This window comes from Mycobacterium sp. Panama NTM2 (assembly GCF_054355555.1).
This window is the reverse complement of sequence record NZ_JBTHXC010000005.1, coordinates 60,148-81,264: the sequence shown is the minus strand read 5'-3', so window position 1 is coordinate 81,264 and position 21,117 is coordinate 60,148. Positions and strand designations below refer to the sequence as shown.

Annotated in this window: 18 protein-coding genes; 8 read left to right on the top strand and 10 right to left on the bottom strand. The window is 66.9% G+C overall.

Annotated elements, in window-relative coordinates; genetic code table 11:
- Window positions 1-18 precede the first annotated feature (18 nt).
- A complete protein-coding gene (locus ACXYX3_RS28140; RefSeq protein WP_241204948.1) occupies window positions 19-2,142 on the top strand; it encodes a heavy metal translocating P-type ATPase in 2,124 nt (707 codons plus the stop codon).
- 212 nt (window positions 2,143-2,354) lie between these two features.
- Here ACXYX3_RS28140 and ACXYX3_RS28135 read toward each other — a convergent pair whose 3' ends face one another.
- Complete coding sequence (locus ACXYX3_RS28135) at window positions 2,355-3,188, bottom strand: hypothetical protein (protein ID WP_241204947.1); 834 nt, start codon at window positions 3,186-3,188, stop codon at window positions 2,355-2,357.
- Window positions 3,189-3,461: 273 nt separating this feature from the next.
- On the opposite strand from ACXYX3_RS28135, the gene ACXYX3_RS28130 reads away from it, so the two are divergent.
- Window positions 3,462-4,025 (top strand): DUF1942 domain-containing protein, encoded by a 564-nt coding sequence (locus ACXYX3_RS28130; protein WP_046362088.1) that lies wholly within the window; start codon window positions 3,462-3,464, stop codon window positions 4,023-4,025.
- Between the two features lie 344 nt (window positions 4,026-4,369).
- Here the strand turns inward: ACXYX3_RS28130 and ACXYX3_RS28125 are convergent, their stop codons facing one another.
- The 4 genes from ACXYX3_RS28125 to ACXYX3_RS28110 are packed head-to-tail and all read right to left on the bottom strand — an operon-like array spanning window position 4,370 to window position 10,586.
- Window positions 4,370-6,859, bottom strand: a complete 2,490-nt coding sequence (locus tag ACXYX3_RS28125) for an AMP-binding protein (RefSeq protein ID WP_241204946.1) — start codon at window positions 6,857-6,859, stop codon at window positions 4,370-4,372.
- 10 nt (window positions 6,860-6,869) lie between these two features.
- Entirely contained in the window at window positions 6,870-7,949 is a 1,080-nt protein-coding gene (locus ACXYX3_RS28120; RefSeq protein WP_011893736.1) for an ABC transporter ATP-binding protein, read from the bottom strand.
- Window positions 7,946-9,511: an ABC transporter permease gene (locus ACXYX3_RS28115; RefSeq protein ID WP_046365717.1), complete on the bottom strand. Its 1,566-nt coding sequence runs from the start codon at window positions 9,509-9,511 to the stop codon at window positions 7,946-7,948. The genes ACXYX3_RS28120 and ACXYX3_RS28115 overlap by 4 nt, the downstream gene beginning before the upstream one ends.
- A 49-nt stretch (window positions 9,512-9,560) precedes the next feature.
- Complete coding sequence (locus tag ACXYX3_RS28110) at window positions 9,561-10,586, bottom strand: iron ABC transporter substrate-binding protein (protein WP_011893738.1); 1,026 nt, start codon at window positions 10,584-10,586, stop codon at window positions 9,561-9,563.
- A gap of 144 nt (window positions 10,587-10,730) precedes the next feature.
- Between ACXYX3_RS28110 and ACXYX3_RS28105 the strand changes: the two genes are divergently transcribed.
- Entirely contained in the window at window positions 10,731-11,687 is a 957-nt protein-coding gene (locus ACXYX3_RS28105; RefSeq protein ID WP_011893739.1) for a HipA domain-containing protein, read from the top strand.
- 304 nt (window positions 11,688-11,991) lie between these two features.
- Window positions 11,992-12,450 carry an HIRAN domain-containing protein gene (locus tag ACXYX3_RS28100; protein ID WP_236728591.1) on the top strand — a complete coding sequence of 153 codons (459 nt, stop codon included), beginning with the start codon at window positions 11,992-11,994 and terminating at the stop codon, window positions 12,448-12,450.
- Between the two features lie 222 nt (window positions 12,451-12,672).
- Here the strand turns inward: ACXYX3_RS28100 and ACXYX3_RS28095 are convergent, their stop codons facing one another.
- From ACXYX3_RS28095 to ACXYX3_RS28075, 5 genes are all read right to left on the bottom strand, one after another.
- Window positions 12,673-12,984 (bottom strand): hypothetical protein, encoded by a 312-nt coding sequence (locus ACXYX3_RS28095; protein WP_458612358.1) that lies wholly within the window; start codon window positions 12,982-12,984, stop codon window positions 12,673-12,675.
- 245 nt (window positions 12,985-13,229) lie between these two features.
- Window positions 13,230-13,571, bottom strand: coding sequence for a DUF3703 domain-containing protein (locus ACXYX3_RS28090; protein ID WP_241204945.1), 342 nt, complete (start codon window positions 13,569-13,571; stop codon window positions 13,230-13,232).
- 322 nt (window positions 13,572-13,893) lie between these two features.
- On the bottom strand, window positions 13,894-14,517 hold the full coding sequence (locus tag ACXYX3_RS28085) for a class I SAM-dependent methyltransferase (RefSeq protein ID WP_011893742.1): 624 nt from the start codon (window positions 14,515-14,517) through the stop codon (window positions 13,894-13,896).
- A gap of 290 nt (window positions 14,518-14,807) precedes the next feature.
- Window positions 14,808-16,526: an apolipoprotein N-acyltransferase gene (gene lnt / locus ACXYX3_RS28080; protein WP_049777426.1), complete on the bottom strand. Its 1,719-nt coding sequence runs from the start codon at window positions 16,524-16,526 to the stop codon at window positions 14,808-14,810.
- A 65-nt stretch (window positions 16,527-16,591) separates the two neighbouring features.
- Window positions 16,592-17,233: a TlpA family protein disulfide reductase gene (locus ACXYX3_RS28075; RefSeq protein WP_011893744.1), complete on the bottom strand. Its 642-nt coding sequence runs from the start codon at window positions 17,231-17,233 to the stop codon at window positions 16,592-16,594.
- A 385-nt stretch (window positions 17,234-17,618) separates the two neighbouring features.
- On the opposite strand from ACXYX3_RS28075, the gene ACXYX3_RS28070 reads away from it, so the two are divergent.
- Genes ACXYX3_RS28070 through ACXYX3_RS28055 form a run of 4 tightly spaced genes read left to right on the top strand, consistent with a single transcriptional unit; the run spans window position 17,619 to window position 21,086 of the window.
- On the top strand, window positions 17,619-18,017 hold the full coding sequence (locus ACXYX3_RS28070; protein WP_172835527.1) for an ArsR/SmtB family transcription factor: 399 nt from the start codon (window positions 17,619-17,621) through the stop codon (window positions 18,015-18,017).
- Window positions 18,014-19,981 carry a heavy metal translocating P-type ATPase gene (locus ACXYX3_RS28065; protein WP_241204943.1) on the top strand — a complete coding sequence of 656 codons (1,968 nt, stop codon included), beginning with the start codon at window positions 18,014-18,016 and terminating at the stop codon, window positions 19,979-19,981. Before ACXYX3_RS28070 ends, ACXYX3_RS28065 begins: the two co-directional genes overlap by 4 nt.
- A complete protein-coding gene (gene lspA / locus ACXYX3_RS28060; RefSeq protein WP_046365714.1) occupies window positions 19,978-20,484 on the top strand; it encodes a signal peptidase II in 507 nt (168 codons plus the stop codon). Before ACXYX3_RS28065 ends, lspA begins: the two co-directional genes overlap by 4 nt.
- Window positions 20,481-21,086, top strand: coding sequence for a cadmium resistance transporter (locus ACXYX3_RS28055; RefSeq protein ID WP_046365715.1), 606 nt, complete (start codon window positions 20,481-20,483; stop codon window positions 21,084-21,086). Before lspA ends, ACXYX3_RS28055 begins: the two co-directional genes overlap by 4 nt.
- Window positions 21,087-21,117: the final 31 nt, after the last annotated feature.

Sequence of the window (21,117 nt, the reverse complement as noted above, 5' to 3'; positions counted from 1 at the left end):
CCTCAAGGAGAGCACAACATGACCAGCCACGACGAGCACGCATTAGCGACATCCCACACCGGCGTTCACGCCGACCATGAGGGCCATGGCGAGCACGCCGTTCACGACTCCGGCCCCCACCACGACGACCATGCCGGCCATGGGGGTCATGCCGGGCACGGCGCCGATCATGTGGCTCAGTTCCGGAAGCTCTTCTGGATCAACCTGATCATTGCCGTCCCGGTCATCGCGTTCTCGACCATGTTCGCGATGCTGCTCGGCTACGAAGTACCCGACGTCCCCGGTGGCCGCTGGATCGCGCCACTGTTGGGCACGGTCATGTATGTCGTCGGGGGACGTCCCTTCCTTACCGGCGCCGTCAGCGAAATCCGTTCCCGAAAACCGGGAATGATGCTGCTCATCGGGCTGGCCATCACCGTCGCATTCTTCGCCTCCTGGGGCGCGAGCCTGGGCCTGCTCCACCACGAACTGGAGTTCTGGTGGGAACTGGCGCTGCTGATCGTCATCATGCTGCTCGGACACTGGGTCGAAATGCGCTCCTTGGCTCAGACCACCTCCGCACTGGACTCCCTGGCGGCCCTGCTTCCCGACGAGGCCGAAAAGGTCGACGGCGAACGAATCATCACCGTGTCGCCCGCCGACCTAAAAGTCGGTGATCTGGTAGTCGTCCGACCCGGCGGCAGCATCCCCGCCGACGGCAGAATCGTCGAGGGGCGAGCGGACATGGACGAGTCGATGGTGACCGGTGAATCGCGGCCGGTGGCCCGCGGCGTCGGAGATGCGGTGACGGCTGGAACTGTCGCCACCGATTCCGGGCTTCGGGTCGAAATCACCGCCACCGGTGACGACACCGCCCTGGCGGGAATCCAGCGCCTGGTTACCGAAGCGCAGAACTCGTCCTCGCGAGCCCAGCGCCTCGCCGACCGGGCGGCCGGGTGGCTGTTCTGGTTTGCCCTGGGGACTGCTGCCATCACAGCCGTGGCGTGGTCGATTGTCGGAGACCCCGACGCCTCGGTCATAAGAGCCATTACCGTGCTCGTCATCGCCTGCCCCCATGCGTTGGGATTAGCGATACCACTTGTCGTCTCGATCGCCACCGAACGCGCTGCGCGGGGAGGCGTGCTGATCAAGGATCGCCTGGCCCTAGAAGGCATGCGCACCGTCGACGCCGTTCTCTTCGACAAAACCGGCACCCTGACAAAGGGCGAACCAACCGTGACCGCGATCGAGGTCCGCGGCGACCTCGACGACGACTCCGTGCTCGCCCTCGCGGCCGCCGCCGAAGCCGACAGTGAACACCCCCTGGCACGAGCGATCGTGAAAGCCGCCGACGAGCGGGGACTGACTGTGCCACGCGCGAAAGGCTTCTCGTCGTCTCCCGCCGTCGGCGTGACTGCCACGGTCGACGGGCACGAGATCCGCGTGGGCGGCCCCCGCCTGCTCGAAGAGATCGGCGCGCAAGAGGTTCACGCGGCGACCTCGTGGCGCGACGAGGGCGCGATCATCCTGCACGTCATCCGAGACGGTGCTGTGGTCGGCGGCCTCCGCCTGGCCGACGAGATCCGCCCCGAGTCGCGCGACGCCGTCGATGCCTTGCACAAGCTCGGCGTCGAGGTGGTCATGATCACCGGTGACGCCGAAGCGGTCGCGCAGGCGGTAGGTCACGAACTCGGCATAGATCGGGTGTTCGCCGGAGTACGCCCGGAAGACAAGGCGTCGAAAGTTGCTGCGCTGCAACAGGAGGGCAAGAAGGTCGCGATGGTCGGCGATGGCGTCAACGATGCCCCCGCGTTGGCACAGGCCGACGTCGGCATCGCGATCGGCGCCGGCACCGACGTCGCCATCGCCTCTGCCGGTGTGATCCTGGCAAGCTCCGACCCGCGCTTGGTGCTGTCGGTCATCGAACTGTCGCGAGCCAGCTACCGAAAAATGAAGCAGAACCTCTGGTGGGGCGCCGGATACAACCTCATCGCAGTGCCGCTGGCTGCCGGTGTGCTCGCACCGATCGGATTCGTCTTACCGATGTCAGTCGGCGCCATCCTCATGTCACTGTCGACGATCGTCGTGGCGCTCAACGCGCAACTGTTGCGCCGCCTCGACCTGAGCCCTGAGGCCAGCACACGCGCGGTTCTCAACCGTTAGGACCGGTTAGCGGCGGGCTCGATCCGCGCAATGCGCGCTGCGGGGCAGGTCGCAGGCACTATGGGCTCACGAATGGGCTGAACGGCATGCGTTGATGGTGACGGGTTGCGGCCTTCCGGCGAGCTGACCTCTGGGTGCCGGTCGATCACGATACCTACCGACTGGGCACCTACCAATCGTCTAGGAACCGACTCCAGCGAGAGATCAGATTTTCAGTCGCCGTGATCGTGATCGCCATGGGCGTCGTTCAATGGCGCAGCGGATGGGGCCGGGGCTCCTGCCGGCGCCGCCGTCGGCGGCTCGCCGCCAGGCACGCTCACCGGCGGCGAGATGACCGACTCTGGACGACCGCCATCGTGGCCATCGGCATGCTCGGCACTCGTCCCACGATCACTACCCTCCTCCGGCTCGGCGCCAGTGCCGTGGTGGTCACCATCTGCAGCCTCGGCGGCCGTCCCATGGTGACCACCGGCTGCGCCTGCTGGAGCGTGATCACCGTGCCGCAAACCTGAAGCAACTCCCACTGTGGACGCCAGCGCCACGACACCGACTGCGCCCATGAGGACCATCGCGCTGCCGAACACCGGTACCGGCTCTCCTTGCAGGCCGCGGTACCACACCCAGGCAGCGCCCATCACAACATAAACCTGAAGCAGCAGCGCACAAAGGTCCGCGGCCTGCACCACTTCGGCTTCCCCCGCATTAGGGCCGAATGGTGCCCCGGCGGTCCTGGACAGGGCCCAAAGAGCAATGGCTCCGAGGTTGAGAGTGATGCCGGCGGCAAGCACGGGGATCGTCGTTCGGGCCAGCACAGCCCGCGCCCATATCAATTGGAAGAGCGCGACCGCAACGAAGAACAAGCCCGCCGGCATCCACTCCTGCCAGTGAGCAGGCACAACGGCGAAATGGATAAGAGAAGCGCCCAACGAGGCCAGCGCGGCAAGCCGAGCAGCCAGTCTGCTGTCGGTCTTCCTCGCTGTCCTAGGCGCCACGGAATCAGGATGACAGTGCTTTCCCCGAAGCGGTTGCCTGACACCACATCTCAACCCGAACGAGATTCATCTGTCACCGATAGGTGTGGTCGTGCGCGCATGTCACTTCCTGAGAACCCGCTTGCTAAGTCTCGACCACTGCTGATCGGCCCTCAATTATCCGTACTGACCGTGCGACACCTGTTCCGAGCTTCCTTGATCGATGCTTCCGCGTGCAGTTGCTTACCGCGCAGGGGCGACCGACTACTATCTAGCTCCGTAGATGTTCGCTATGCTGCGTACGCGCCCGCGACCGCCTACTCACATCGCGCGGAAGGACCACCCAATATGCGTTTTCGCGTCATCATGGCGGTACTCGCCTGCGTGACTCTTCTCGGTGCCGGAGCTACTCTCGCGCCGCCCGCTGTGGCGGCGATGCCGTGCGGACATCAGTTCGGCTCGCCTCAACAGCTCACCGATGCGGGGGGCGCAGTCGTCCAGGAGTGGGTCATCTCGGATCTGCGAGAGTCTTCGGTCGCCTTGCCCGGATACACTGCCCGCGGTCAAGTCTGGGAAGCTTCGGCCACCGTTCGAGCCGTCACCGGCACGGTGACTCCGATCATTCCGAATCTGTACACGGTTACCGCAGCCGGGCAGCGTTATCCCGTCTTGTGGCAGATCGCCAGCCCACAGGGCCTTCCGGCTACCACCCTCGGCGAGGGCCAAGCCTCCAGCGGGGCGATCTACTTTGATGCAGTCGGCCCACAGCCCATGGCGGTGGTTTACGACAACGGCACTCCTACGCAGCTGTTTTGGTGTTGCACGGGCTCCATGATGATGATGCCAATGGAGAAGTGTCCGATGTGCGCCAACATGCAGCGCGCCTGCCCCCACCGTCCCGGCGGGATGTAGCCCTCGAGGACCTGACAGGGACCCATTAGCCTTCACCGATCGCCGCTAAGTGTCGAAGCTATCTCCAACCGATCCGCCTATCACCCTGGGACGTACTATCCGACCAGCGTGGTGCCCACCAACGATGGTCCTCGACCGCCAGCACAAGGTCGCGGCGGTCTTCCGCGTGGCGCTACTAGCCGAAGACATACGGCCTCTGCTAGATCGGCTGACCATCGAGCGCGGACACCTCGCTGGAGAGCTGCCCTGCGGCGCGTATCGTCTCGGATCGTTCGGTGCGTCGGTGCGCGCAGAGATCCGAGGTTTATGAAGGTGATCGCGGGCCCCGGTGGCGCAGCGGGGTCTCACCGCCGAGCGGCAGCCTGACCTCGAGTGATGGCGGTCGGCGTGTATCGGTGAGCCTTTTTGCGAGTTAGCGTGACCAGCTGGGTCAGCAGGATGCCGACGACGATCGCGGCCAGCACGCCGACGAGCTTCTGTTCGCCGAACAGCGGATACACCTGGTAGTGCGTGAGATAGATGAACAGTGACGCCTCGGCGATCACGCCTGCGGTGACCGTCAAAGCGGATGGGCACCGGATGGCGGGCAGCCAGATCAGCAGCGCCAGCCCGATGAACACCAAGGCCTCGCGGTTGGGTTGGCCGAAGTACCCGACGATTCCGACGGCGAGGACCGCGGTCACGGCGATCCGCTGCCACACCGTCGACGACTTCGAGGCGGCCCAGCCGATGGCGAAGAACCAGAACGCCAGGATGGTGAACCAGGCGGCCCTGCCGAGCCCGATGCCGAAGACGTCCCATCGCAGGGCCATGCCCAGGGCCAGGAATGCCGCCGCAACGCCGAACGGCCACCGGCGTTCGGCGCGGTCGCCCCACCGCGTCGCGCACAGCAGCGCCAACCCCACCAGGACCCACACCAGGACTTCGACGAACCACAGCCGCCCGGCGGTCATGCTGTCTCCTGGACCGAGGAACTTGTTGGCCAGCAGTAGATTCGAGGCCGCGTAGTCGTCGGTGACGAGTAGCGCGAATGCCACCCACAGAAAAGCGGGCACGGCGATCCAGCCGATGGTGCTGACCAGGTGGCGCACCCGGGTGGCGCGCGGCAGGGGGGTGAGGCAGAAGCGGCCGAAGTTGTATCCGGCGACGCCCAGCAGGATGTGCGCGCCGCCCCACAGCACCCACAGCTCCGCGTGCGATCCGGCGACCAGGACGATTGCTGCCGCACGCAGCGCCACGCTGGTCTCGAGCGTTGTTCCCCACCACCGGCGGGTTTTGCGGGCGGACTCCAGCTCGCTCAGCGGCAGCCGCTGCCAATCCGCGGGCAGGTGCCCGAGCGCGCGTTCGAGCCGCACCGACATGGCGACGTAAGACAGCGAGTTGCCGCCGAGGTCGACGAAGCTGCTGCGGGGATCGACGTCGGCCGTGTCGATCTGCAGCACGTCGGCGAACAGACCGCGCAGGTCCAGGCGGGCATCGTCGGTCGTCCGGTCGGCGGCCCGCTCGCGTAGGCTGCGATAGTCCGGCTTGCCGGTGGGCAGGCGGGGGATCTCGTAGACGTCGACCACCCGGATCGCCGCACCGGGGAGACCCGACGCGTCGGCCGCCGCGGCAGCGACGTCGGTGTCCTCGGGACGGTCGGCGGCGCCGACGAGCAGCAGGCCGTCGCCGTCGGTGCAGATCGCGGTGACGCCGTCGGCGTGCAGGGCCGACTCGACGCGTTGCAGGTCGATGCGCAGTCCGTAGAGCTTGACGAACCGGTCGCTGCGCCCGACCACCTCGTAGAGGCCGTCGGGGCGCTGCCGGGAGATGTCGCCTGTGCGCAGTTCCTCGACTCCGGCGTCGGCGGCGAGATCGGCGGCGGTGTGTGCGTACCCCATCATGACGTTGGGTCCGCGGTAGACGAGTTCGCCGGTTCCGTCGGGCATTCCGTCGACCGGTTCGATGCGGAACGACCCGCCGGGGATCGGGATGCCGATCGACTCGGGGTGGTCGTGGGCGAGTTCTGGCGGCAGGTAGGCCATGCGTGCGGTGGCCTCGGTGGCGCCGTACATGACGAAGAACCGCCACCCCGCGCGGTAGCCGAGGTTTGCGAGCCGGCGCACGCGGTCCGGGTCGAGCCGTCCGCCGGCCTGGGTGACGTAGCGCAGGTTCGGCAGCGACATCGCCTCGAAGCCGATCCGGTCGAGCAGTTCGAAGGTGTGCGGTACGCCGGCGAACGACGTTGCGCCGCGCTTCCGGAACACGTTCCAGAAGTCGTCGTCGACCACGGACAGTTCGGTGAGCACGAGCGCGGCTCCGCGTAGCAGGTGACTGTGGGTCACCGACAGGCCGTAGCAGTACGACATCGGCAGAGTCGTTGCGGCCCTGTCGGTTCGGGTGATGGCGAGATAGGTGGCGATCGACTCGGCGTTGGCGGCGAGATTGAACCGGGACAATCGCACCAGCTTGGGGGAGCCGGTACTGCCGGACGTCGAGAGCAGCAGGGCCAGGTCCGGGTGGAGTTCGGGGGCGGGACGGTGGCGTGTGCCCTCGGTGATGACGCCGTCGGTGACGATGACGTCGGGGTGGTAGGTGTCGACGACCGACCGGCGGTCGCCGCCCGCGGGCACGGGCAGCACCACGTGGTGGCCGGCGAGCGCACCGAGGTAGGTCACCAGCGTGGGCAGGTCGTTGCGGGTCTCGAGCAGGACGAGCTTGCGGCAAGTACCCAGTTCCTCGGCGCGGGTCGCGACCTGCGTCGCGAGTTCGGCGTAGGTAACGGCCTTCTCGGCGGTGAGCACCGCGACGGCGTCGCCGTGGCACGCAAGGTGGTCAACGAGCCGCTCGAACATCACGGCGCGGTCATCGCCCGTCGCGCGGGCGGTCGCCGAACACCACGGCGGCACCGGTGACGTGGATGCGGACCTTTGCATCGACCGCGGGCGGCGCGACACTGTGCTGACGGACGGTGATCGGCGCGGCGTCGCCGCCGAGGTCGACGGTGAGCAGGACGTCGTGGCCGCGGAACTCCGACGCCAGAACCGTCGCCATCCCGTCGCTGCGGTCGTCGTCGGAGACCGCCGCCGCCTCCAATTGCTCCGGGCGGAGCATCAGCGTGCCACCGCCGTCGGGTACGGTGCCGCGGACCGGCAGCCGGCCCAGTGCCGAGGTGGCGACCCCGCCGGTCACCGTGCACGGCAGCAGCACGCAGTCACCGAGGAATTCGGCGGTGAAACGATCGTTGGGTTCTCGGTAGACCGCCTGCGGCGTACCGACTTTGGTGAATCGGCCGTCGCGCATCACCGCGACCTGGTCGGCGATCGACAGCGCCTCCTCCTGATCGTGAGTGACGATCAGGGTCGTGACGCCGGCGTCGGAGAGCAGCGTCGCCACGGCCTTGCGGGTCGACGCCCGCAGTCCGGTGTCCAGGGCGCTGAACGGTTCGTCGAGCAGCATGAGCGCGGGCTGGCGGGCGAGGGCGCGGGCGAGGGCCACGCGCTGCTGCTGTCCCCCGGAGAGTTCGTGCGGCCGGCGTGCGGCGTAGGACTCGTCGAGGGAGACGGTAGCGAGGAGTTCGGCGACGCGCGGCTGGACGTTGCGGCGGCCCGACAGCCCGTAGGCGATGTTCTGGCCCACGGTCAGGTGCGGGAACAGCGCGCCGTCCTGCGCGACGTAGCCCACGTCGCGGCGATGCGCGGGGATACTGCTGCCGGCTGCTGCTACCTGGCGTCCGGCGATGGAAACCGTTCCCGCATCGGGGTTCTCGAAGCCGGCGACCAGACGCAGCAGCGTGGTCTTGCCGCAGCCGGAGGCGCCGACCACGGCGGTGATCGTGCCCGCGGTGACGCCGAGGTCGATGCCGTGCAGCACGGTGTGGCTGCCGAAGGCCTTGGTTAGCCCGGTGACGTCGAGCGCGTTGCCGGTAGCCCCGTGGATCGTCATAGCGCGGCCGCCCTGCTGGACTGCTGGAACAGCACGACTGTCACCGGAACCGCGAGCACGACGAGCAGCAGCGCATACGGTGCGGCGCTGGCGTAGGACAGTTCGCTCGACAGCGACCAGAATCGCATCGCCAGGGTGTTGGTGCCCGTCGGCGCCAGCAGCAGGGTGGCGGTCAGCTCGGTGGCCACGGCGACGAATACCAGCGAGGCACCGGCGGCGGCGGCAGGTGCGGTGAGCCGCAAGGTGACTCGCAGCAGCGTGCGGGTGGGGGAGACACCGAGCGAACGCGACGCCTCCTCCAACGTCGGCGGCACTTGGGCCAACCCCGACCGCAGGTTGACCATCGCGCGGGGCATGAACATCAGCACATAGGCCGCGAGGACCAGCGTCGCCGTCTGGTACAGAGGCGGTGCGAAGCGGATCGCCACGGTGACGAGCGCGAGCGCGGTCACGATGCCTGGCATCGAACTCGTCACGAAGTTCGAGCCCTCGACGAAGCGGGCGAAGAAGCCGCGGTGCCGCACCGCGATCCAGGCGAAGGGGAACGCCAGCACCGTCGTCAACGCCGCGGCCGCGGCGGCCAGCGCCACAGTCTGCACCGTCGACGGTACGATCTCGCCGAGCGCCCACACGTCGCTGCCGCCGATCCACAGCCACCGCAGGATCGTCCACACCGGAACGCCGAGGGCGAGCGCGGCCAGTGCGGCGAGGGCGGCAACTGCGGGAAACGTCATGCTCCCGAGGCGATGGGGCAGCGAGGTGCGCTGGGCGCCGGAACCGAGTCGGGCGTAGCGGGCGTTGCCGCGCACCCCGGCCTCGCCAACGAGCAACACCAGGCACAGCAGCATCAGAACGCCTGCGAGCGTGCTGCCCGCCGCGCCGTCGAACGTGGCCTGGAACTGTTCGAAGATCGCGGTGGTGAACGTCGAGAAGCGCAGCATGGCGAACGCGCCGTACTCGGCCAGCAGGTGCACGCCGATGAGCAGTCCGCCGCCGAGGACCGCCAGGCGAAGCTGTGGCAGCACCACGCGCCGGAATACGGCCGCCGGGCTGGAACCGAGCGTGCGTGCGGATTCCTCGATCGCCGGGTCGAGGCGACGGAGCGTGGCGGCGGCGGGCACGTAGACGAACGGGAAGTACGACAGCGAGGCGACGAGAATGCCTGCCCAGAAGCCGTGCAGGGTCGGGACGACGCTGACCCATGCGTAGCTGTTGATGAAGGCGGGCACCGCCAGGGGAGCGACGAACATCGGTCGCCAGATCGCCCGGCCGGGAATGTCGGAGCGTTCCACCAGCCATGCCGCCCCGATGCCGAGCACGATGCAGATCGGGACCGTGACGACGACGAGACCGACGGTGTTGACGAACAATTCGAGCACGCGTGGCCGCGCGAGGAGTTCCCAGACCCGCGTCGGCCCCAGCGACACCACCGACCAGGCGACGTACCCGATCGGCACGAACGCCGCCACGACCAGCAGCACCACACCGGCGGTGAGGACCGGCCCCGGCCGCGTGGCAGCTGCCCGGCCGGGCACCTCCGACGGCGGCAAGGCGTCGAGCAGCGCCGCGTCGACGGCCGTCGCGGCGGCGGTACTAACGTCAGCCACCCATCTAAAGCAGGCCCGCCTTCGTCATCAGGTCGGTGACCTTCTGCGCGTCGAGGTTCGACGGGTTCACGGCGGGTGCCTGCAGGTCGACAAGCGGCACCAGCGCGGGGTTGGCCGGAACGCCGCTGGCCACGGGGTACTCGAACGACGTGCCCTTCTCGAGCACTTCTTGGCCGGCCTTGCTGGTGATGAAGGTCAAAAACTTCTGGGCGTCTTCCTTCTTCTTGCTGGAGTTCAAGATGCCGCCGCCGGAGATCGAGACGAAGGCGCCCGGGTCCTGGTTCCGGAAGTAGTGCAGCGCGGTGTTGCCCGAGATTTCCTTGGTCTGCGACTGATCGCGGAACCAGTAATAGTGGTAGATGATCCCGCCCTCGACCTGGCCGTCGTTGACGGCGCGCAGCGTGGCGATGTTGTCGGAGTAAATCTCCGCGCCTGCCTTCATGCCGGCCAGCCACTGGCCGGTGGCCCGTTCACCGGTGAGTTCCAGCATTGCCGCGACGATGGCCTGGAAGTCGGGCTTGACCGGCGGGGCACCCCAGCGGCCCTTCCACTCTGGCTTTTCCAGATCCATGATCGAAGTCGGCAGCTGAGCCTCGGTGAGCTTGGTCTTGTCGTAGGCGAACACGGTGGTACGGGCGGCGACGCCGGTCCACTTACTCGTGGCGGGGCGGAACTGTGGTGGCACCTGAGCGATCGTGGCTTCGTCGACGTCGGTGAACAGGCCGTCCCTCTCGACCGCGGCCATGGCGGGCGAGTTCTCGGTAAGGAACACGTCGGCCGGCGAAGCGTCGCCCTCGGCGATTAACTGGTTGCCCAACTCGGTGTCGCCGCCCTGGCGATAGGTGACCTTGATGCCGGTCTCCTTGGTGAAGGCGTCGATCCACTCCTTGGTCAGCGACTCGTGCTGCGCGTTGTAGACCAGCAGGCCGTCCTCCTCCTCGGAGGACGAGCAGGCAGTAAGACCTGCTGCCAGCCCCCCCGCGACAATGAGGGCGACGATGCGATTCCAGCGAGTGCGACGGGTTGACATCCACAACACTTTCTCCGAGGTGAGCCTTGGCTAACGAACATACCCTTCGGCATGGCGCCGTTCTAAGTCGCAGGCCCTTGCTGCGGACGGGCGCGCCGCTCTGCCTCGCCCCGTCTCACGGAGCCCCCACTTAGAGTTCGCACCGTGGTGGACAGCTACGAAGTCGTCGACCTCGCCGACTGGACTCGCGGTGAGAGCGAACCAGGAGGTGACGAAGCGAAACGATGGTTCATAGCACCAGAGACCTCGCCGCATGCCGGGCACTGGTTGTTCAAGCCACGCCGCATCAAAACCCTCGAACTGTCCAAAGAACGTCAGCATCGCGGCGACAAACCCGACGTGCTCGTTCGCGGAGAGGACTGGGCGGAGAAGATCTCCTACGAGGTCGCCCAGCTGCTGTCTGTGCCTGCAGCGGAAACGGAGTTGGCGACAGTTGTTCAGTTACGCACCCACGAACGCGTCTATGGCTCGATGAGCCGAGACATGCGGCCTCGCGCGTGGGCATGGACCCCGGGAGCAGCATTGCTTGCCGAGCGCGACGACGAGTTCGATGCCAAATCCTGCCGCGGCCATACGATTAGCGCCATTCGCGAAGCATTAGAGGGGCTGCAAGGTCCGGAGGGCACCAGTTACGCCGACTGGCCCGCATTCGATGTCTTCGCGGGCTATCTGCTCCTGGACGCCTGGATCGCGAACACTGACCGGCATGCGCACAATTGGGGAGTGCTGCAAAACTCCAGGACGGGCGACGTTTGCCTCGGTCCAAGCTTTGATCACGGGTCGGCCCTCGCCAGCGGTGACGAGGATAGGGTCCGTGCCCAGCGAATTGAGCAGAAAACCGTCGTGCAGTGGTGCGAGCACGGGCGGACAAAACGCTTTAACGCCGGCGAGGCGATCAGCCTGATAGATGTCGCCGCTGAGGCCCTGTCAGTCTGCGGAGGCGCGGCACGACAACACTGGACAGCTCAAATAACCAACGTTGACCTGGATCTATGCTTCGATATCGTTGCAGCGACACCAAATCTGTCGGACCCGACCCGTAGTTTCGTGAGGACAGCACTAGCCACTAATCGAAAGCGAATCCGTGATGCACTCCGTTGATCTCTTAGTCGAGTCGACAGATGCTGACCCAGGTCTTCGTCGGTCGAGGTTGATTGTCACGCGTCGCGGTGCTGACGATGGGGTGTATCGGGCGATTGGCTACCTCGATAGGTTGACCGGAGGGGCCGAGCGCCCGACGTATCAATTCACGTACTTGGCTCGCGTGGCGGCTGACCCTGCTTTCGTGCCGGTCGTTGGGTTCCGCGACGTCAGCCGACTTTACCGTTCCGAGAGGCTATTTCCATCGTTCGCCGACCGGGTGATGAGCGCTAAGCGGCCGGACCGCCCTCAATACCTTGAGGCTTTGGATCTCGATGCCGACGCTGACGCCTGGGAGATCCTGACCGCCTCCGGCGGGCATCGCGAAGGCGACCCGATCGAACTCGTCTCGCTGCCCCGATTCGATCGGACCACAGGCGAAACGTCGGCGCACTTCCTTGCTCACGGCGTCAGACATCGCAGCGTAGAGGCCAGCCACCGAATAACCACACTGCCCGCGGGCTATCGCCTCGGGCTGGAGCGCGACCCCGAGAACCCTGTTAACTCAGCGGCGATCAGGGTTGTTGATCGTGGGATGCACTTGGGGTTTGTGCCCGATCCGCTTCTTGACTACGTCCATTCGGTAATGGCCAGCGGCACTTACGATCTGACAGTCGTGCGCGCCAACCCTGCTGTAACTCATCCGCACCTGCGGCTACTGCTGCGCTTGGGCGGACATTGCAGTTCTTTTGTGTTCGACAGCCCAGACTGGAATGCGGTCTAACTCCACTCCCGTTCCACCTTAATAGTTCGAACGGCAAATGCACAGTCAAGCGCTTCAAGGGCATCTTGCCGGGGGTGCCCGGAATTGCTTCTGCGACATCATGTTTGGTGACTGGATTATCAGCCCTGCTTATCGCACGCCTCCAAAGGCCAGTAGGAGCTTCGAAGTCCTGGAGGTGGTATAGCGTCCGCCGGTTCTCATTAAGCTGATCAAGGCGCGAAGCTAGGTCGCCGTCGAACCAATGTCTTTCTCTCCCAATGCGGATAAGGCGGCCAGGCCCCAGCGCTTAGTGTTCGGTGTTGGAGGGTGTTGCCACTTCAACGTGCCGGCAAGCTCTCGCTCGCAGCAGGCGTGGGCACACAATATGCAGGCCAGATCAGCCCCGAGATGATAGCAACGGGTTGCCTCGATAATGAGAAAACCGTTTTCATAGCCGCCGGCGGACGCTCCATAAAGCCCTGGGCCACCATATGACTCGACGATTCGGTTGACCTCGGCCCGACGAACCGGCTCTTTATCTATGTCGGTGCCCATCGACAAACGTCTCTGTGCGTGCAGATGCCAATTTGGCTGATTCCGAATCACGAGGTGCAACTGTAGGGCAACGGGGGATCGAGCCGCTGTCCGCGCGGATGTCTTCATGGCAGTCCCAAACCGGGATGAGCCACCTGGACTGAAGAGCACTAGAATCGGTACCCCTCCACGCTATTGGCATACTGCGCTCTATCCGTGCACTATTTCCGGGACAGTCGTAGGGGGGTATGCCGACGGCGCGGCGCCTAAGGTGCCAGGGCTGCCCGCAGGTCTTCGGGTATTGGCATCGGCGTCGTCAGGCCCGCCGCCGTCCGGCCCGTGTTGCCCTCGGGGTAGCGCCCCGCAAATGAACCGGGTGCGGCGACGACGATCCGGACGACCTGACCGAGGGCCTCACGTCGGTCGCGCTGTCGGACGGCCAGCACGAACATGGCAGCGTGGTTACAGGTGTGTAGCCACGGGTTAGGCTGCGAGACAATGTGCGCCCGTTCGAGGTGGTGCCAGCGCGCCTCGGCGGTGCCAGCGGCTTTCGCGGCCGTCATCTCGCGTCGGTAGACGTCCCTCCCGTTGTCGGTGATGCGGCTCATGTCGCGCTCCGTTCAGTCGTCGTCGTCATTGTCCTCGACCAGTTTCGACCTCCCAGGCTTCTTTGCCTTCGTAGATGGCGAACGCGGAGATGACGAAGCCAGCGACGGGGTCGGGCCACGCCGTGCCGGTAAGCTCGACCAGCCCGACGCCGACCAGCGTGAGATGCTGAGCAGCACACAACGTGGTCTCGGCGGTGTTGACCAGGATGAGGTTGTCTTTGCGGCGGGCGCTGACCTCTTTTTGCTTTTGATCTGCCGGCGGCCCGCGCCCTTCACCAGGATCATCGAAGTGAAGACAGGACCAAGACCGCGATGGTCCTCATCACTCACAGCCGGTGGGCAACGGTTTGGCGGCCACGCCGAGCAGGTAGTCGCCTTGGATGCGGGTCCGTGAACCCAGTACGACGAGGCCATGGTGGGCGAGTTCGTCGGAGAATTGCTCGGCGCTGAACCGGTCTTCGGTCGGGTGGTCGAACAGCCGCTTGTAGCTGGGGCGGGCGAGGGCGTGGGCGGTGACTTCATCGAAGTAGAACCGCCCGCCCGGTGCGAGGACTCGCGCGACTTCGGCGACGGCGTTACGCCAGTCGGGAATGTGGTGGACGATCCCGAAGTCGAACACCGCCCCGTAGCTTCCGTCGCCGGCATCTAGCGCGGTGGACAGATCGGTGGCGCTGCCTTGGACCAGCCGAACTCGGTTGCCATAGCGGGCCAAGCGCTCCCCGGCCCGCCGGATCATCGCCGGGTCCAGGTCGACGGCGTCTACGGTGGCAGCGCCAAACCGCTCCAGGATCAGCTGCGTGCCGTATCCAGATCCGCAGCCGATTTCCAGAGCCTGGGTGTCCGGGACCAGCCGGCCGCCGAACCGCAGCAGCACCGGAACCTCGTAGACGCGTTGGAGCCATCGCCGCGGCGCAGAATTGATCAGCGCGGTCTCCGCCATGTTCATCAACACGGTTGGCCCTCTCCAGAGGTGGTCGTATCAGCGGACAGCCCGTGAGACTGGTTGCAGTTCAGCTCGATTCAGCTGTGCCAGGCCCCGGGCCGGCGGTGCGTGCCGCGGTGAGCACGGGGCACTGAGCGAGGCATGGTCCCGGTGGCCGACAGCGCGGGGTCATGCCGTGCAGGGCGGCGGTTGACGGTTTACGCCGACCCGCACCAATGAACAGACTTCTGCCATCGCCGCCGGTCGGCGATGACGGCGATCTTTACGCTATCATCGCCTTCGGGCGATGAAAACTATCGCCGCCGCGGTGCCATTGCAGGCGGCGGCGTGTCGGTACGCGGGGTGCGACGGCGCAGACTGATCCGCGGTGATCTGCGCAGAATGATCGCCGCGATGCACGCGAAGATGCCGATGCTGATCAGTAGACACTGCACGACCGGGCCCCACCGGGTGGCGGGCGTGAGTCCGGTCATCAGCCTGACCGGGGTGTCGAGGTAGCCAGGTTCGAAGAATCCGGTGCGGGCCAGTTCGCGACCGTCTGGCCCGATCACGGAACTGATGCCCGTCGTCGCGGCGACCACGACGTAGCGGTTGTGCTCGATGGCGCGTAACTTGGCGAAGGCGAGCTGCTGCTCGCTCATCGCCTCACCGAAGGTGGCGTTGTTGGACGGCACGGTGAGCAGCTGGGCGCCGTTAAGCACCGACTCGCGGGCCGCCCGGTCAAAGATCACTTCCCAGCAGGTCACCACGCCGATCGGCACCCCGGCTGCGCGCACTACCCCCGACCCGTCGCCGGGCACGAAGTAGCCAGCCCGGTCGGCGGAGGACGAGAAGAGCCGGAAGAAGCCGCGCCACGGCAGGTACTCGCCGAATGGTTGCACGATCTGCTTGTCGTGACGGTCACTGGGGCCGCCGACCGGATCCCAGACGATCACCGAGTTGAGGGTCACCGGGTTGGTGCTGCTGTATCCCGGCCCGGCGAGCACGCCGCCGACGAGGATCGGCGCCTCGATCGCCCGCGCGGCGATCGTGATCCGTTCGGCGGCGTCGGGATTGGCCAACGGGTCGACGTCGGAAGAGTTTTCCGGCCACACGACGATCTGCGGTTGCGCAGCACGCCCGGCGCGCACCTCGTCTGCGAGCCGCAGGGTTTCCTGAACGTGGTTGTCCAACACGGCGCGACGTTGGGCATTGAAGTCCAGGCCGAGTCGCGGCACATTGCCCTGCACCGCGGCCACGGTGACGACCGGGTCGTTGGTCGCATTGATTGACGGCTGCCGGACCTGCGGCCAGATCGCGGCGGTAGCCAATAGCACCACACCGATGTACGCACCGGGCAGCACTATCGCGGGAGGGCACGCGTGGCCGGCACGGGCGGCGTCACGGCGCCACCAGCGCGTGACCTCGCTCGCCAGGGCGGCCATGCTGACGCCCAGGAGCACGACCGCAAATGACACCAGCGGCACCCCGCCGATTTGGGCGGTCGGCAGAAACGGGCCGTCGGTCTGGCCGAACCCGACTGCGCCCCAGGGGAATCCGCCGAACGGAACATTGGATTTGGCCCATTCCTGCACGGCCCACACGGCCGCGACCCAGATCGGCCAGCCCGGCAGTCGGCGCACCAGCACTGCCCCCGCGCCGAACAGCGCGGGAAATACCGACTCCATGCCCGCCAGCGCCAGCCATGGCCCGACGCCGACGAAGCTGCTCGTCCAGGGCAGCAGCGCAACGTAGAACGCGAGGCCGAACAGAAGTCCATATCCGAGCCCGCCGATTTGCGTCGTCGACTTGTGGGTCAGTACCCAGGCCAGCAGTGCGAACGCGACGATGGCGGTGTACCACCACCCGAACGGCGGAAAGCTGACGCACAACAGCAGGCCCGCAGCGATCGCGACGGCCATCCGGGGCAGTCGGCGCAGCGCCGCAGCACCTAAACCTGCGCCCAGAGGTCTGCTCAACGGCGGGGCGGGGGCCCCATCGGAATTGGCGGACCCGTCGGTGAGCGCCGCCATCGCGTCGGTGTCCTCGTCGGGTTGCCCCGCCCCGCGCCTCCCGGTCAGCCTGGCCAGGGGGCCGGTCACGGGTTCATTGCCGCGACGGCTGCACGAACTTGCTCGACGTCACGGAACACTGTGGGCGTGGTGACCCGGCGGACGGTGCCGTCGGTGCCAACGAGGTAGCTCAGCGGCAGGACCGGGGGAGCGCCTAGGACCTGCCCGACGGCGTCGGCGTTGCCGAAGGACGGGTAGTGCACACCCAGATCCGCCAAAAGGCTCAGCGCCACGGTGTCGGTGTCCTGCACGTTCATCCCGACCACCCGCACCGCGCCCGGCTGCCCGGCGTAGGCGTCCAGCACCGGAATCTCTTCCCGACACGGGGCGCACCATGACGCCCACAGGTTGATCAGGGTCTGCTCACCGGCGAGCGCCGCGCCGACGTCGAACATGGTCCGCGCCCCCAGGCACGACGCCAGCGCACCAGCCAAATCACCCTTGGGCGGCGCCCCCTCACGTGGTGTCGGGCACGGCGCCAAGGCCGCACGCGCGGTGAGTCGCGCCAGTTCGCCGGTATCGGCGTCGCCAACGGCGGCAGCGGGAAGGGTAAGCCCGGGGCCGGAGGTATTAGTGCCGTCGACCTGGGGCGTACGCGGCCAGATCGCCACCGCCATCGCGGCTATTACCACCAGCGCGAACACCGTCCACCGCAGCCGAGACCGCACTTGGCACCTCCCCTGTTGCCGAGTTGACACCGGCTGGGTCCTGGGCGCTACCGACGGCACCCTTCCTACTAGGGGCCATAGTAGATTGTTCGAGCCTGCCACCGTTGATGAGCCGCCAACGTTCCGGGAGGGGGGCCGATGACTGCCGATGATGTTGGCATTGAATCGATCCGGCACTGAACCGCTCAAGAGGATCGCGTGGACTCAGGGGCACGCAGCAGGTTAGGCCTCCTCTCCCGTGCCCATCCCAGGAGGCGCCGGCGCAGCACCGGCCGGTCGTCGTCTTCAGATGCGTTGGAGGTTGCGCCAACCCGCACCAATCAACGAAATTCCCGCTTTCACCGTCGTTTGGCGATGAGGGCGAAAAATGCGCTATCATCGCCGTATGGCGATGACAACCGACGATTGCGGCTCTGTGCGGCCGTCCACCAATCTGTCTCCGGCGGCGGCGCTGTTTCACGGTTTGGCGGATCCGACTCGACTGGCGATCCTGCAGCGGTTGGCTGACGGTGAAGCCCGAGTGGTGGATTTGACGGGACTGCTCTCTATGGCGCAGTCCACAGTGTCGGCGCATCTGGCGTGCCTTCGTGACTGCGGGCTCGTAGTCGGGCGGCCCGAGGGCCGGCAGATGTTCTACTCCCTGACCCGTCCCGAACTGCTCGATTTGTTGGCCTCAGCCGAGACACTTCTGGCCGCCACCGGCAACGCCGTCGCGCTGTGCCCCAACTACGGAACCCGCTCCCGCACGGGCGCGACGATCGATGCGGAGGAGACCGGCCGATGAGCGACGCCTGCGGCTGCGGCAATGACGAACCCCGCGGCGCCGACGAGGAGGAGCGTGAGCCCGAGCGGCTCTGGCAGATCAAGGAACTGCAGTTCGCCGCCATTTCAGGGGTGTTCCTGCTGGCAGCGGTGAACGCCGGGTTCCTCGACGCCGCGGAGCCGGTCGTCCTCACGCTGGAGGCGGTGGCGCTGCTGGCCGGCGCCTATACCTTCGTTCCGTTCACCCTCAAACGGCTGGCCAAGGGCAAAATCGGCGTTGGCACCCTGATGACCATCGCCGCCGTGGGCGCGGTGATCCTCGGCGAGGTGGGTGAGGCCGCCATGCTGGCCTTCCTGTTCTCCATCAGCGAGGGCCTAGAGGAGTACTCGCTGGCGCGCACTCGACGCGGACTGCGCGCGCTGTTGTCGCTGGTGCCCGACGAAGCGACCGTGCTGCGTGACGGCGGCGAAAAGACCGTCGCGCCAGCGGAATTGCGGATCGGCGACCGGATGCTCGTCAAGCCCGGTGAGCGCGTCGCAACCGACGGCATCATCGGCCGAGGCCGCACCGCGCTGGATGTCTCCGCCATCACCGGTGAGTCGGTCCCCGTGGAAGCCGGGCCCGGTGACGAGGTGTTCGCCGGGTCGATCAACGGCACCGGCGCGCTCGAGGTGGAAGTCACCACCACCGCCGAGGACAACTCGCTGGCCCGCATCGTGCGCATCGTGGAGGCCGAACAGTCCCGCAAGGGCGCCTCCCAACGCCTCGCTGACCGCATCGCCAAACCCCTGGTGCCCGGGGTCATGATCGTGGCGGCACTGATCGCGGTGATCGGCAGTTTGCTCGGGGACTCAGCCACCTGGATCGAACGTGCGCTGGTGGTGTTGGTCGCCGCCTCGCCGTGCGCCCTGGCGATCTCAGTGCCCGTCACCGTGGTGGCCGCCATCGGCGCCGCCAGCAAGCTCGGAGCCCTGGTCAAGGGCGGCGCCGCACTGGAAGGGCTGGGCAAGATACGCGGCGTCGCCTTGGACAAGACCGGCACCCTCACCGCAAACCGGCCCGCAGTCATCGACGTGGCCACCACCAACGGCGCCACCCGCGAAGAGGTGCTGGATCTAGCTGCGGCCCTGGGAGCGCGCAGCGAGCACCCGCTGGCCGCGGCGATCCTCGCCGCCGTCGACGATGTCCTCCCAGCCACCGACGTGGAGGCGGTGACCGGTGCCGGGCTCACCGGGCGTCGCGACGGGCATACCATCCGCCTCGGCCGCCCCGGCTGGCTCGACCCGGGCCCGCTCGCCGATGGGGTGGCGCGCATGCAGCACGCCGGGGCCACCGCCGTCCTCGTCGAAGACAACGGCCAGGTAATCGGCGCCATCGCCGTGCGCGACGAGCTGCGACCCGAGGCCGCCGAGGTTGTCGCCCGACTGCGCCGCGACGGCTATCACGTGGCAATGCTCACCGGCGACAACCAGGCCACCGCAGCCGCATTGGCCCGCGACGTCGGGATCGAGGCCGTGCACGCCGAGCTGCGCCCCGAAGGCAAAGCGCGACTGATCGAACAGCTACGTGCCCAGCGCCCCACGGCGATGGTCGGCGACGGCGTCAACGACGCTCCAGCGCTGGCCACCGCCGACCTGGGTATCGCAATGGGCGCGATGGGCACCGACGTGGCCATCGAAACCGCCGACGTGGCGTTGATGGGCGAAGACCTGCGCCACCTGCCTCAGACGTTCACCCACGCGCGGCGGGCGCGGCGGATCATGCTGCAAAACGTCGGCCTGTCCCTGGGCCTAATCCTCGCGTTGTTGCCGCTGGCACTGTTCGGCATCCTCGGACTGGCCGCCGTCGTGCTGGTCCACGAACTCGCCGAGATTGTGGTCATCGCCAACGGTGTGCGCGCGGGGCGCACCAAGCCACTGGCCGCCGCGCCGGTCGATGCGGCAGCCAGCCACAACCGCGCGGCGCCAGCGGGCACGCCGTCGTGACCGCTGACCACCCCAGCCCCGAGGCCAGGGCGATTCGGGCACGAATCACCCTGGCCGCCACGGCGGTCATCGTCGCGGGACTGAACCTGGGAGCGAAGACGTGGGCTGCGGGCGCCTTAAATGACGGCAGCTCAACAGATCTCGGGCTGCTACACCTGCGGCTGGCCTTCAACCCCGGTGTGGCATTCAGTATCGGCGACACCCTGCCCCCCGCGGTCCTGCTCGGCGTCACCGGCGTGATTGTGGTCGCACTCGCGGTGTTCGCGGTCCGCGTCGCTCGCACCGCCGCGCCGCCGGTCGTGCTGGCACTGGCCGCGATGCTGGGTGGCGCGGTGGCCAACTTAATTGACCGCGCCGGTGATGGGCTGGTCACCGACTACCTGCACACGGGCTGGTTTCCCACCTTCAACCTCGCCGACGTCTTCGTCGTCACAGGCGCCGCCGTCCTCGTTCTGGCTAGTTGGCGCGCCAGCGACACCGCAGACACCGGGGCCGACGAATGATCCAGTCGTCGATTCTGCCCGCGATCGGCCTCTTCATCGTCACCAACATCGACGACATCATCGTGCTGTCGCTGTTCTTCGCCCGCGGCGCAGGGCAGCGCGGGACGACGGCCCGGATCACCGCAGGCCAATACCTGGGGTTTGCGGGGATCCTTGGCGCGGCCGTGCTCGTGACGTTGGGCGCGGGAGCATTTCTTCCCCCGCAGATCATTCCGTACTTCGGGCTCATACCCCTGGCCCTGGGACTGTGGGCGGCATGGGAAGCCTGGCGTGGAAACAACAACGACGACGATGACGACGACGACGACGCAAGAGTCGCAGGTAAGAACGTCGGCGTCTGGACCGTCGCGGCAGTCACCTTTGCCAACGGCGGGGACAACATCGGCGTCTACGTCCCCGTCTTCCTCAGCGTGGGGCCCGCGGCCGTGGTGGCCTACTGCGTCGTCTTCCTCGTGCTCGTCGCGGTCCTCGTCGTCGCCGCCAAATTCGTCGCCACCCGCCGGCCGATCGCCGAGGTCCTCGAACGCTGGGAACACGTGTTGTTCCCAATCGTGTTGATCGCCCTCGGCATCCTCATCCTGGTCAGCGGCCTCGCCTTCTAGCAGCTGGCCAGCGACCCCCGCCCGCACACCA

What these genes read in the sequence shown, in the direction of transcription:
- ACXYX3_RS28140 (WP_241204948.1), top strand. Translation starts at nt 19, where the DNA reads ATGACCAGCCACGACGAGCACGCATTAGCGACATCCCACACCGGCGTT.
- ACXYX3_RS28130 (WP_046362088.1), top strand. Translation starts at nt 3,462, where the DNA reads ATGCGTTTTCGCGTCATCATGGCGGTACTCGCCTGCGTGACTCTTCTC.
- ACXYX3_RS28125 (WP_241204946.1), bottom strand. Translation starts at nt 6,859, where the DNA reads ATGTTCGAGCGGCTCGTTGACCACCTTGCGTGCCACGGCGACGCCGTC.
- ACXYX3_RS28120 (WP_011893736.1), bottom strand. Translation starts at nt 7,949, where the DNA reads ATGACGATCCACGGGGCTACCGGCAACGCGCTCGACGTCACCGGGCTA.
- ACXYX3_RS28110 (WP_011893738.1), bottom strand. Translation starts at nt 10,586, where the DNA reads ATGTCAACCCGTCGCACTCGCTGGAATCGCATCGTCGCCCTCATTGTC.
- ACXYX3_RS28095 (WP_458612358.1), bottom strand. Translation starts at nt 12,984, where the DNA reads ATGGGCACCGACATAGATAAAGAGCCGGTTCGTCGGGCCGAGGTCAAC.
- ACXYX3_RS28090 (WP_241204945.1), bottom strand. Translation starts at nt 13,571, where the DNA reads ATGAGCCGCATCACCGACAACGGGAGGGACGTCTACCGACGCGAGATG.
- ACXYX3_RS28085 (WP_011893742.1), bottom strand. Translation starts at nt 14,517, where the DNA reads ATGAACATGGCGGAGACCGCGCTGATCAATTCTGCGCCGCGGCGATGG.
- lnt (WP_049777426.1), bottom strand. Translation starts at nt 16,526, where the DNA reads ATGGCGGCGCTCACCGACGGGTCCGCCAATTCCGATGGGGCCCCCGCC.
- ACXYX3_RS28070 (WP_172835527.1), top strand. Translation starts at nt 17,619, where the DNA reads ATGGCGATGACAACCGACGATTGCGGCTCTGTGCGGCCGTCCACCAAT.
- ACXYX3_RS28065 (WP_241204943.1), top strand. Translation starts at nt 18,014, where the DNA reads ATGAGCGACGCCTGCGGCTGCGGCAATGACGAACCCCGCGGCGCCGAC.
- ACXYX3_RS28055 (WP_046365715.1), top strand. Translation starts at nt 20,481, where the DNA reads ATGATCCAGTCGTCGATTCTGCCCGCGATCGGCCTCTTCATCGTCACC.